At 74.7% G+C, this 11,924-nt stretch carries 8 protein-coding genes; all 8 read right to left on the bottom strand.

Features of this window, described 5'->3' with window-relative positions:
- Positions 1–42 precede the first annotated feature (42 nt).
- The gene (locus tag ACQP17_RS26540) at positions 43–990 is read right to left on the bottom strand and encodes a bifunctional riboflavin kinase/FAD synthetase (protein ID WP_364878946.1); all 948 of its coding nucleotides are present in this window, start codon (positions 988–990) and stop codon (positions 43–45) included.
- 196 nt (positions 991–1,186) lie between these two features.
- Entirely contained in the window at positions 1,187–4,930 is a 3,744-nt protein-coding gene (locus ACQP17_RS26535) for a hypothetical protein (RefSeq protein WP_433858510.1), read from the bottom strand.
- Positions 4,931–5,162: 232 nt separating this feature from the next.
- The gene (truB, locus tag ACQP17_RS26530; protein ID WP_433858509.1) at positions 5,163–6,143 is read right to left on the bottom strand and encodes a tRNA pseudouridine(55) synthase TruB; all 981 of its coding nucleotides are present in this window, start codon (positions 6,141–6,143) and stop codon (positions 5,163–5,165) included.
- Entirely contained in the window at positions 6,140–6,595 is a 456-nt protein-coding gene (rbfA, locus tag ACQP17_RS26525; RefSeq protein ID WP_364878941.1) for a 30S ribosome-binding factor RbfA, read from the bottom strand. The genes truB and rbfA overlap by 4 nt, the downstream gene beginning before the upstream one ends.
- A gap of 66 nt (positions 6,596–6,661) precedes the next feature.
- Positions 6,662–6,955 carry a DUF503 domain-containing protein gene (locus tag ACQP17_RS26520; protein WP_189104757.1) on the bottom strand — a complete coding sequence of 98 codons (294 nt, stop codon included), beginning with the start codon at positions 6,953–6,955 and terminating at the stop codon, positions 6,662–6,664.
- Between the two features lie 238 nt (positions 6,956–7,193).
- Positions 7,194–10,337, bottom strand: coding sequence for a translation initiation factor IF-2 (infB, locus tag ACQP17_RS26515; protein ID WP_433858508.1), 3,144 nt, complete (start codon positions 10,335–10,337; stop codon positions 7,194–7,196).
- A 163-nt stretch (positions 10,338–10,500) separates the two neighbouring features.
- Positions 10,501–10,797 (bottom strand): YlxR family protein, encoded by a 297-nt coding sequence (locus ACQP17_RS26510; RefSeq protein ID WP_433858507.1) that lies wholly within the window; start codon positions 10,795–10,797, stop codon positions 10,501–10,503.
- 136 nt (positions 10,798–10,933) lie between these two features.
- The gene (nusA, locus tag ACQP17_RS26505; RefSeq protein ID WP_433858506.1) at positions 10,934–11,923 is read right to left on the bottom strand and encodes a transcription termination factor NusA; all 990 of its coding nucleotides are present in this window, start codon (positions 11,921–11,923) and stop codon (positions 10,934–10,936) included.
- Between the last annotated feature and the right edge of the window lies 1 nt (position 11,924).

Raw genomic sequence — 11,924 nt, 5'->3', positions numbered from 1 at the left:
CTCCACAGCGGCGGGGCGGCGAACCCCGCTCCCGCTCCGGAGCTACTCCGCCTCCGCGATCAGCCCCCGTGCCAGCTTCACGTCCACGGCCATCCGGTCCAGCAGGGCGTCGAGGGTGTCGAACTTCTCCTGGCCTCGGAGATAGGCGAGGAAGTCCACGGCGACGTGCAGGCCGTAGAGGTCCAGGCCGACGCGGTCGATGGCGTACGCCTCGACGGTGCGCGTCTTGCCGTCGAACTGCGGGTTGGTGCCGACCGAGACGGCGGCCGGCATGGCCTCGCCCTCGACCTGCAGCAGGCCCGCGTAGACGCCGTCGGCGGGGATCGCGGTGTGCGGCAGGGTCTCCACGTTGGCGGTCGGGAAGCCCAGTTCGCGACCGCGCTGGGCGCCGCGCACGACGATGCCCTCGACGCGGTGCGGCCGCCCCAGGACCTCCTGCGCGCCGGCCACGTCGCCGTCGGCGACCAGGCGGCGGGTGAGGGTGGAGGAGAAGGCCTCGCCGCCGCCCGCCGTGCCGCGCTCGTAGAGGTCGATGACCTCGACGGAGTAGTCGTAGGTGGTGCCCAGCTCGGTCAGGGTGGCGACAGTGCCCTTCGCCTTGTGCCCGAAGCGGAAGTTGGGGCCCTCGACGACGACCCGGGCGTGCAGCTTGTCGACCAGCACCTTGGCCACGAAGTCGGCCGGCTCCAGCGTCGAGAACTCCTTGGTGAACGGCAGGACCAGCACCGCGTCCACCCCGAGACCCGCCATCAGCTCCGCGCGCCGGTGGTGCGGCGCCAGCAGCGGCGGGTGGGTACCGGGGCGCACGACCTCGCTGGGGTGCGGGTCGAAGGTCACGACCACCGCGGGAATCCCCAGCTCGCGGGCGCGCGCGACGGCCTTGCCGATGATCAATTGGTGGCCGCGGTGCACTCCGTCGTACGAGCCGATGGTGACGACGCTGCGCCCCCAGCCCTCGGGGATGTCCTCCAAGCCACGCCAGCGCTGCACTCTGCCCGCTCCTCGCCCGAACCCTGTCCGTCCCGTGCGCCAATTCGGCATGGCGCAGGTCTAAGACTGCCATGCCGTGGGTGATGCTCCGTGCGAAGGGGGGTTCCGGGCGGCCCCGCGGACCGGATCCGCCGCAGGCCACCGGGCCTCACCGGCCGTGGCGAGCACGCCGCTCCGCCCGGGCCGGGCCGCCGCGTCAGCTCTGGCATCCGGTGAGCGTGGCACGGGCGGCGGGGCCCACGACAGCCGCCCACTCCCCCGGCTCGTCCGCCACCCAGTCCTGCATCCGCCGGGCGAAGCCGGGCACCCGCCCGCCCAGTTCCACCAGCCGCCGGTCCAGGCGGGCCGCCCCCTGCGGGGTGCGCGCCAGCAGCGTTCCGGTGCGGTGCACCAGGTCCCGGGTGCGGTCCGCCGGCCGCTGCTCCGCGCCTTCGGCGGCCGCCCGGAGCAGCGCCTCCAGCACCCGGGTGTCCGGCGCCGTCCCGCCGTGTCCGCCGCGCGCCGCGGGGACCGCGGGGAGGGCCGCCTCCTGTGCCAGCAGTACGTCGAGCAGCTCGCGGCGCAGCGGGGCCGAGGCGCCGGAGCCGGGCCCGGCCGCCACCGCCGCGAGCGCGCAGCGGACCGTCACGGGACCTCCGGTCAGCAGTTCCACGGCGAGCGGGCGCAGCACGGCGCGGGCGGCCGCTCCGCGTTCGAGGCGGTGGTCGAGGAACTCCGCGACCGGCCGTGCCACGCGCTCCGGGCAGTGCCGGGCGCAGTCGAGGACGAGGTCGGCGATGCGCGCGACGAGGTCGGGTGCGTCGATGCGGGCGAGCAGGCGCAGCAGCGCGTCGGCCACCGGCGGGCCGTCGCCGCCGACCAGCCGGGCCCGGAAGGCGTCCAGCACCACCTTGGGGTGCTCGGGGAGGGCGGCCGTGAACGTGGCGGGCGGCAGCTGCGGGTCGCCCGCGACGAAGCGGGTCAGGGCCCGGTCCAGGAACCGGGCGCGGGTGGCCGGATCGCCCACCAGGAGGGCGAGCGCGGAGCCGTGATGGGCGGCGTCGGCGCGGCGGGCGAGGAGGCACAGCGCGGCGTAGCGCAGCAGGGCGCGGTCGGCCGGGGCGGTGGCGTGCGGGGCGGCCCGCAGGCCGTACGAGGCGGCCGCGGCCCGGCGCTCGGGGCGTTCGTCGTGCGCCCAGCGGTCCACGGCCCGGCACACCGCCGCCGGCTCGTCCTCGGCGAGGGCGTCCATCAGCTCGTCGCCCCGGGGGTGCGCGGCGGCCACCAGGGCCTCCAGGAGCGCGTCGAGCGCCTGGCGGCGGTGGGTGTGCAGCAGGGCCTGCGCGGCGGCGGCGACGGTGATCTCCCGGGGCAGCGCGCGAGGGGCCCGGTCGGCGCCGTCGGCGGCGGGGCGGCGGAGCGGGCGGGTGTCGTCGAACCAGGCGCACAGCAGCGGCTGGATCCGCCGCGGATCCGCCCGCAGCAGGGCGGCCGCGGCGTCGAGGAACCGCGTGCGGTCGCCGGCCCTGGCCGCCGCGGCCGGGCCGTCGGCGGGGTGCGGGCGCGGGCCGCCCCCGGGGTCCGCCCGGCCGTCGCCGCCCCGGGCGGACCCGGCGTGGTCGGCGGGGTGGACCCGTACCCGCGGGGGCGCGGCGAAGGGGCCGCCGGGGCGCGGCACGGTGGCCGGCCCGGACTCACCCGCCCCGCTGCCCCGCGGCAGCCCGCCGGGCGCCCGGCCGGCCGCGGCGGGCGGCGGCCCGTCGGCCGGCAGCAGGCGGCGCAGCAGATCCATCCGGTCCGCGTCCGGCAGCGCCAGCCGCTCCCAGAACCACGGGCCGAATTCCGGCAGGCCGGTGCGGGCGAAGCCGCCGGCCCGCAGGGACCGTTCGGTGATCCGGTCGGCGAGCAGCCGCAGCACGCCCGTGTAGGGCCGCGCGTCGGGCACCCGGAGCAGGACGCCGGTCAGCAGCCGGGCGGCCCATCGGCGGCCGTCCACGGCCTGTGCGGCCCCCTCCCCGGGGCCCGGCGCGGTCGCCGTCGGCACCAACTCCGCCAGCCGGAAGGTCAGTTGTACGCCGCCCTCGCGCCGGGCGAGCAGCAGCAGCGCCTGGACGACGGGTCCGGTGCGCCGGCCGGGGGCGGGCCGGAGTCCGGGGTCGGCGTGCGCGCCCTGCAGCCACTCCGCGAATTCCTCGTGCGCGAAGCGGTATCCGCCGCCGGCCGTGACCAGCAGCCCCTCGGCGAGCACCGCGGCGGCCCAGCCGGTCTTTGGCGGAAAGAGCTCCTCGAAGGTCACCGGGTCCAGCCCGCCCGGCCCGGGGCGCAGACAGCGGCGGGCCGCCTCGTGCACCTGTCCGGCGACCCGGGCGGCCAGGCGGCGCACCGCGGTGCCGCGCGGGGCGGGCCGGCGGGCGGCGGCCAGGCGGCCGGCGATCCGCAGACACACCAGGTCCAGATACGCCCCGAAGATCTGAGGGCGGTCGGGGGTGCCCAGGTCGGCCGCCTCGTCCTTGGGGAGCGCGGCCAGGATCTCCGCCAGCAGCCGCAGCGCCAGCGGATGGCGGGCGTCGGCGGCGGCCGGCAGGCCCGGTGGCAGGCGGTAGCGGCCGCGGGCCCGCTCGGCGGCCTCCTCCGGAAGGTCGCCGAGCCCCGTGCAGGCGGGCAGCGCGGGCAGCGGACGGCGCGGCGCGTGCAGCAGCCCGGGCGGGAAGAGCGCGCCGGCCCGCTCCCAGAACTCGGGGCGGCAGGCGATCACCAGCCGCACGTCCGCCGTGCCCAGCCAGTCGGCCGTCGCCCGGTTCCAGTCGGCCAGCCGCCGCTCCAGGGTCACCGGCATCTCCTCCGGGCCGTCGAGGAGCACCAGCAGCCCGCGCCCGGTCGCGGCCGCCGCCCGGGCCACGCCCTGGGAGGTGGTGTCGGTGGGATCGCCGGCCGTGCGGCCCGAGGCGGCGACGATCCGGCCGGCCGAGCGCAGCGCGCGCTCCACGGCCGTGCGCACCCCGTCGTCGCCGGCCCGCAGCTCCGCCCCGCGCAGCCGCACGGTCGGCGCCGGGACCGGGCCCCGCGCCCGGCGGGCGGCCAGCGCGGCCAGCTCCGTGCTCCGCCCGGTCCCCGCCTCCCCCACCAGGCCCAGCACCCGCGCGCTCGCCCCGGCGTCCTCGAAGCGGGCGAACTCCGCGGCCACCTCCGGCCGTTCGACGGGGTCCTGCCACCGCCGCGGCCGTTCGGCGGGGCCAGCCGACACCTCCGTCAGCTGCCGGGCGCCGGCCGGGTTCAGCTCGCTGCCGTAGGCGGGGACGGTGGCGGCGTTGCGCGCCAGCAGCGCGGCCAGCACGCCGCCGGGCGCGGCCTCGGCGACGGCGCGCAGCGGGATCGCGTAGCCGCCGGCCCGGCGGCCGGAGTGCAGCGCCGTGCCGAGCACGCCGAGCACCGCGCCGGTCCGCGCGTCCAGCACCGGTCCGCCGACCGCGGGGCCGCCCAGCCGCAGCGCCTCCCGGCCGCCCGCGCAGAGGTGGAGTTCCAGCGTCTCGTCGAGGAGGTGGACGCGGGTGGCGGCCGTGTACATCACCCCCGAACCCGGTCCGACGACCGTGCCGTCCAGCCAGCCGCCCGCCCAGAGCCGGGCGCCGGTGCCCGCCGCGGGCCGGGCCGCGGCGATGGGCAGCGGCAGCAGCCGGTGCGGCCCGAAGCCGTCGGTGCGGACGAGGGCGAGGCCGTCCTCCGGCAGCGCCGTCACGGCGTCGGCGGCCACCAGGCAGGTCCATCCGCCGCCGCCGGCCGCGCCGCCGCCCGCCCCGTCCGCCATGGGCTGCAGCACCAGCTGCGCCGCCCCGTCCACCGCTTCATGGCTGGTGATCACCGTGCCGTCGGGGTCCGCGAGGAACCCCGTGCCACGCGTGCGACCTGCCAGATCGCGGATGCGCACCAGTGCCGCGCCCACATCGGCGTCCAGCAGTGCCATTGCCGATCCTCTCGCCCGTCCGGTCCTCCGCACGGTAGGCAGGCGATGATCGTCGTGACAGGGAGCCGTTCCAACGCGCCCCCCTGCACTCCTTGATTCACTTCGAGCGCCTCACCGAATGAGTGAAGGGCCCGGGCCCGTGTACGCCCACACGAAGGCCGGGTCCGCGGCGTCTCTCACGCTGCGGACCCGGCCTCGGTGCACGGTGTCCGGGGTCCGGCCCCGGCCCGTCTCAGACCGCGAACACCGCCAGGCTCTTGGCCTTCCCGCCCTGGTTCTCCACCAGCGCCAGGAACTGGCCGTCCGGCCCGAACGCCGCGACCGGGCCGTCGCCCTCGAACCGCGGCATGGGGATGCGCGCGCCGTTCAGCAGCAGCCGCGCCTGCGCCTCGGGGACGTCCCAGCGGGTGAACGCCGCGGCGGCCGCGTCACCGAGCGGCATGACCGGCAGGCCCTCCCCCTCGGTGTCGTCCACGGCGGCCTGGAGCTGTTCGAGGGTGCGCGCCCGGTCCAGTTTGTACGGGCCGACGCGGGTACGGCGCAGCGCGGTCAGATGGCCGCCGACCCCGAGCCCGGCCCCCAGGTCGCGGGCCAGGGCGCGGATGTAGGTGCCCGACGAGCACTCGACGGAGACCAGCAGATCGGTCACCGGGGTGCCGTCGTCGGCCTCGGACTCGTGCGCGGAGTGCACCACGAACGAGGAGACGGTCACCGGCCGGGCCGGGATCTCCACCTCCTCGCCGTCGCGGACCCGCGAGTACGAGCGCTTGCCGTCGATCTTGATGGCGCTGACCTTCGACGGCACCTGCATGATCGCGCCGGACAGCGCGGCGACCCCGGCGTCGATGTCCTCCCGGGCGAGGCCGTGCGCCGCCTCGGACGCGGTGATCTCGCCCTCGGCGTCATCGGTGACCGTCGTCTGGCCGAGCCGGATCGTGCCGACGTATTCCTTCTCCGTCAGCGCGAGATGGCCCAGCAGCTTGGTGGCCCGCTCGATGCCCAGGACGAGCACGCCGGTCGCCATCGGGTCGAGGGTGCCGGCGTGCCCGACACGGCGGGTGCGTGCCATGCCGCGCATCTTCGCCACCACGTCGTGCGAGGTGAAACCGGCCGGCTTGTCGACGATGACCAGGCCCGCCGGCCGCTCGCCGCCCCGCCCCGCCGACGCGACGCGCTCGCCCTTCCCGCGGGGCCTGTTGCTCTCACGCTTCATTCTGCCGCGGTGCCCTCGTCGTCCTCGTCCTCGCCCGGCTTGCGGTACGGGTCCGCCTCGCCGGCGTACTCGGCGCCCGAGGACACCTCGCGCACCTTGGCGTCCGAGGCCCGTGCCTTGTCGAGCAGGTCCTCGATCGTCTTGGCGTTCTCGGGCAGGGCATCCGCCACGAACGCCAGGGTCGGCGTGAACTTCGTGCCGGCCGCGGCGCCGACCGCGGAGCGCAGGATGCCCTTGGCGCTCTCCAGTCCGGCGGCGGCGCTGGCCCGCTCCTCGTCGTCCCCGTAGACCGTGTAGAAGACCGTAGCCTCCCGCAGGTCGCCGGTGACCCGGGTGTCCGTGATGGTCACGTGCGAACCGAGCCGCGGGTCCTTGATGCCGCGCTGCAGCTTCTGGGCGACCACCTCCCGGATGAGGTCCGCCAGCTTCTTCGCCCGCGCATTGTCGGCCACTGGTCCGTCTCCTTCTTTCTTCCACAATTGTGCTTCCACCGGCGGCGAGCTGCCCGGCCCTGCAGGTCAGTCGTCGTCGCCGTGCAGCCGCCGGTGTACCGACAGCAGCTCCACTTCGGGCCGTGCGGCGACCATGCGCTCGCAGCGGTCCATGACATCGGTGAGATGCCCCGCGTCCCCCGAGACCACCGCCAGGCCGATGACGGCCCTGCGGTGCAGATCCTGGTCCCCGACCTCCGCGACGCTCACCGCGAATTTGCGGTGCAGCTCGGCGACGATCGGGCGGACGACGGAGCGCTTCTCCTTCAGCGACCGTACGTCGCCGAGAAGCAGGTCGAAGGACAGCGTCCCTACGTACATGCGATGCGGGTCAAGCCGACCCGTGAGGCCTCGTATTCGGTGAGCCCTGCCGATATTTGGCAAGAACACAAGAACGGTACACGCAACATCGGACACCGTTCGACGTGATGACGTTCCGTGGAACGGGCGGGGCCGCTGGGTGAGCGCCGCCGCCCGTTCCACGGGGGCGCACCCCGCAAACGGCCGGGGCCGGCCGGCGGAGCAGAACTCCGCCGGACCGGCCCCGGGAGGTGCGTGATCAGCCGCGCGGCTTCTCCCGCATCTCGTACGTCGCGATGACGTCGTCGATCTTGATGTCGTTGAAGTTTCCGAGGTTGATACCGCCCTCGAAGCCTTCGCGGATCTCGGTGACGTCGTCCTTGAAGCGGCGCAGACCCTGGATGTTGAGGTCCTCCGCGACCACCTTGCCGTCGCGGATGAGGCGCGCCTTGGTGTTGCGCTTGACCTCGCCGGAGCGGATGAGCACACCGGCGATGTTGCCGAGCTTGGACGAGCGGAAGATCTCGCGGATCTCGGCCGTACCGAGCTCGACCTCCTCGTACTCCGGCTTGAGCATGCCCTTGAGGGCCGCCTCGATCTCCTCGATCGCCTGGTAGATGACCGAGTAGTACCGGACGTCGACGCCCTCGCGCTCGGCCATCTGCGTGGCACGGCCTTCGGCGCGCACGTTGAAGCCGATGACGATCGCGTCGGAGCCGGACGCCAGGTTGATGTCGGTCTCCGTGACCGCACCGACGCCGCGGTGCAGCACCCGGATGTCGACCTCTTCGCCGACGTCGAGCTGGAGCAGCGAGGACTCCAGGGCTTCGACGGAACCGGAAGCGTCACCCTTGATGATGAGGTTGAGCTGCTGGACCTCGCCGGCCTTGAGCACCTTGTCCAGGTCCTCGAGGGACACCCGGCGGGTGCGCTTGGCGAAGGCGGCGTTGCGCTCGCGCGCCGCGCGCTTCTCGGCGATCTGACGGGCCGTACGGTCCTCGTCGACGACCAGGAAGTTGTCGCCGGCGCCCGGGACGTTGGTCAGACCCAGGACCAGGACGGGGGTCGACGGACCCGCTTCCTCGACGTTGTTGCCCTTGTCGTCGAACATCGCACGCACACGGCCGTACGCGTCGCCGGCCACCATCGTGTCACCGACGCGGAGGGTACCGCGCTGGACCAGGACGGTCGCCACGGCGCCGCGGCCGCGGTCGAGGTGGGCCTCGATCGCGAGACCCTGGGCGTCCTGCTCGGCGTTGGCCCGCAGGTCCAGCGCCGCGTCCGCGGTGAGGACCACGGCCTCCAGCAGGGACTCGATGTTCTCGCCCTGCTTGGCGGAGATGTCGACGAACATGGTGTCGCCGCCGTACTCCTCGGCCACCAGGCCGTACTCGGTCAGCTGACCGCGCACCTTGGTCGGGTCGGCACCCTCGACGTCGATCTTGTTGACCGCGACCACGATCGGGACCTCGGCCGCCTTGGCGTGGTTGAGGGCCTCGATGGTCTGCGGCATGACACCGTCGTTGGCCGCCACCACGAGGATCGCGATGTCGGTCGACTTGGCACCACGGGCACGCATGGCGGTGAACGCCTCGTGACCGGGGGTGTCGATGAAGGTGATGCGCCGCTCTTCTTCGTTGACCTCGGTCGCGACCTGGTAGGCACCGATGTGCTGGGTGATGCCGCCGGCCTCGCCCGCGATGACGTTCGTCTTGCGGATCGCGTCGAGCAGTCGGGTCTTACCGTGGTCGACGTGACCCATGACGGTCACCACCGGCGGACGCGCGACGAGCATGTCCTCGCCGCCCTCGTTCTCACCGAAGTCGATGTCGAAGGACTCGAGCAGCTCGCGGTCCTCCTCCTCCGGGCTGACGATCTCGACGACGTAGTTCATCTCGTCGGCGAGCAGCTGGAGGGTCTCGTCGGAGACCGACTGGGTCGCGGTGACCATCTCGCCGAGGTTCAGCATGACCTGGACCAGCGACGCCGGGTTGGCGTTGATCTTCTCCGCGAAGTCCGTCAGCGAGGCACCACGCGACAGGCGAACCGTCGCGCCGTTGCCGCGCGGCAGCATGATGCCGCCGACCGACGGGGCCTGCATGGCCTCGTACTCCTGACGCCTCTGCCGCTTCGACTTGCGGCCACGACGCGCCGGACCGCCGGGACGGCCGAACGCACCCTGCGTGCCACCACGGCCACCGGGACCACCGGGACGACCGCCGAAGCCGGGACGACCGCCGAAGCCGCCGCCACCACCGGGGCCACCGCCACCGGGACGACCGGCGAAACCGCCGCCGCCACCCGGACGACCGCCGCCGCCACCACCGGGACGACCGGCGAAGCCGCCGCCGCCACCGGGACGACCGCCGCCGCCACCGGGACGACCGGCACCGCCGGGACCGCGACCGCCGCCGCCACCGGGGCCCGGACGCGGGCCGGCCGCGGGACGCTGCGGCATCATGCCCGGGTTCGGACGGTTACCGCCGCCACCGGGACGCGGGCCACCGGCGCCGGCGCCGGGAGCCGCACCCTGCGGACGGGGCATGCCACCGGGGGTCGGACGCGCGCCGCCCTGGCCCTGGGGACGGGGGCCGCCCTGGCCGCCGCCCTGCGGACGCGGGCCGCCGGGACCACCCTGGCCACCGGGGCGCGGGGCGCCACCGGGACGGGGGGCCTGCGGACGGGCCATGCCCGTGGAGCCACCGGAGGTGAAGGGGTTGTTGCCCGGACGGGGGCCGGACGGACGGGCGCCGGGACGCGGGCCCGGACGCTCGCCACCGGGACGCGGAGCGTTACCGCGGCCCTGACCGCCCTGACCGCCCTGGCCGCCCTGACCCTGACCACCCTGACCGGGCGCCGGACGGGCCGGACGCGGGCCGGGGGTGGCACCGGGGCGGGGAGCCGACTGGCCGGCGGCGGGAGCGGCCGGCGCGGACGGCGGAGCCTGGAACTCGGGCTGCGCGGGGGCGGCCGGAGCGGGCTTGGGTGCCGCGGGGCGCGCCGGTGCGGGGCGCGGGCCCGGGGTGGGGCCGGCGGCGGGAGTGCTCTTGGGTTCCGCGGGGGCCTGCGGCGCCTCGGCGGCGGCCGCCGGGGCGGGAGCCGGAGCCGCGGGGCCCGGCTTGGGGGCGCCACCCGGCTTCGGGGCAGCGGGACGCGCCGCCTGCGCCGGGGACGGCGCGGACGGCTTCGCGGGGGCCGCCTTGCGCGGCGCCGCGGGCTTGCCGGCGGCGCGGCCGTTGCCGCTGCCTGCCTGGAAAGCGTCGGTCAGCTTACGAACAACCGGCGCCTCGATCGTCGAGGACGCCGAACGGACGAATTCACCAAGCTCTTGGAGCTTGGCCATGACGACCTTGCTCTCAACGCCGAACTCCTTGGCGAGTTCGTATACCCGGACCTTAGCCACTTCGCTCCTTCTAGGTCCGGGTTGTCCACCGGACCGTCGCTACTTCATGGGCGTACTCATCGCGTACTCATCGAGTGCTCATCGCAATCTCGACCTACTTCCGACTCGCGAGGTACCTGACCGCACGGTTTTCCGTGCGCTGTGCGTTTCTTGCTGCTGTGCCTTAGTGCAACGGCGGCTGCTCGACGGGCGCCCGCTCGATGAACCGACGAAGCTCCGTGGTGTCGAACGGTCCCCGGGCCCGGTAGGCCCGGTTGAACGCCCGGCGGCGAACCGCCAGGTCGAGGCAGACCGGTGTCGGGTGCACGTACGCACCCCGGCCGGGCAGCGTACCGCGAGGATCGGGGGCACACTGACCCTCGATCTCCACAATGCGCAGCAGATCGCCCTTGGCCGCTCGCTCCCGGCATCCCAGACACGTGCGCTCAGGGCATGCGCGGGCATGCGTCCGGCCAGACACTGCTTAAGTCTACCTCCCCGTGCCGGCCCGACCCCGCTGGGGTAATGGCCGAACGGCTGCTCAGAATTCCCTGCGGGCCGCCGCGGCACCACCGATTTTCGGGGGCCGCGGCGGCCGCCGGCTACACCGCGTGTGCTCAGTCCTGCGCTGCGTGCTCGGTGTCGGGGCGGATGTCGATCCGCCAGCCCGTGAGGCGGGCGGCGAGCCGGGCGTTCTGCCCTTCCTTGCCGATGGCCAGCGACAGCTGGTAGTCGGGGACGGTGACCCGGGCGGAGCGTGCCGCCAGGTCCACGACCTCGACCTTGCTGACCCGGGCCGGCGACAGCGCGTGCGCCACCAGCTCGGCCGGGTCGTCCGACCAGTCCACGATGTCGATCTTCTCGCCGTGCAGCTCGGCCATCACGGCGCGCACCCGGCCGCCCATCGGGCCGATGCAGGCGCCCTTGGCGTTCAGGCCGGAGCGGGTGGACCGGACGGCGATCTTGGTGCGGTGGCCGGCCTCGCGGGCGATGGCGGAGATCTCCACCGAGCCGTCCGCGATCTCCGGGACCTCCATGGCGAAGAGCTTCTTCACCAGATTGGGGTGGGTCCGCGAGAGCGTCACCGACGGGCCGCGGACGCCCTTGGCCACCCGTACGACGTACGAGCGCAGCCGGGTGCCGTGCGCGTAGTCCTCACCGGGGACCTGCTCCTGCACCGGCAGCATGGCCTCCATCGGGCCGATGTCCACCAGCACGTTCTTGGGGTCCTTGCCCTGCTGGACGACGCCGGTGATCACATCGCCCTCGCGCCCGGCGAACTCGCCGAAGGTGATCTCCTCCTCGGCGTCCCGCAGCCGCTGCAGGATGACCTGCTTGGCGGTGGTCGCCGCGATCCGGCCGAAACCGGAGGGGGTGTCGTCGAAATCGCGGGGCTCGGCACCCTCTTCCAGGTCCTCCGGATCCTCCTTCGCCCACACCGTCACATGACCGGTGTTGCGGTCCAGCTCCACCCGCGCCCGGCGGCGGCTGCCGTCGGTGCGGTGGTACGCGATGAGGAGGGCCGACTCGATCGCCTCGACCAGCAGGTCGAACGAGATCTCCTTCTCCCGCACCAGACCCCGCAGGGCACTCATGTCGATATCCACG

This window comes from Streptomyces kronopolitis, assembly GCF_050953795.1.
Lineage (GTDB): Bacteria > Actinomycetota > Actinomycetes > Streptomycetales > Streptomycetaceae > Streptomyces > Streptomyces kronopolitis_A.
The sequence above is the reverse complement of the archived record's forward strand: the minus strand, read 5'-3'. Positions and strand labels throughout refer to the sequence as shown.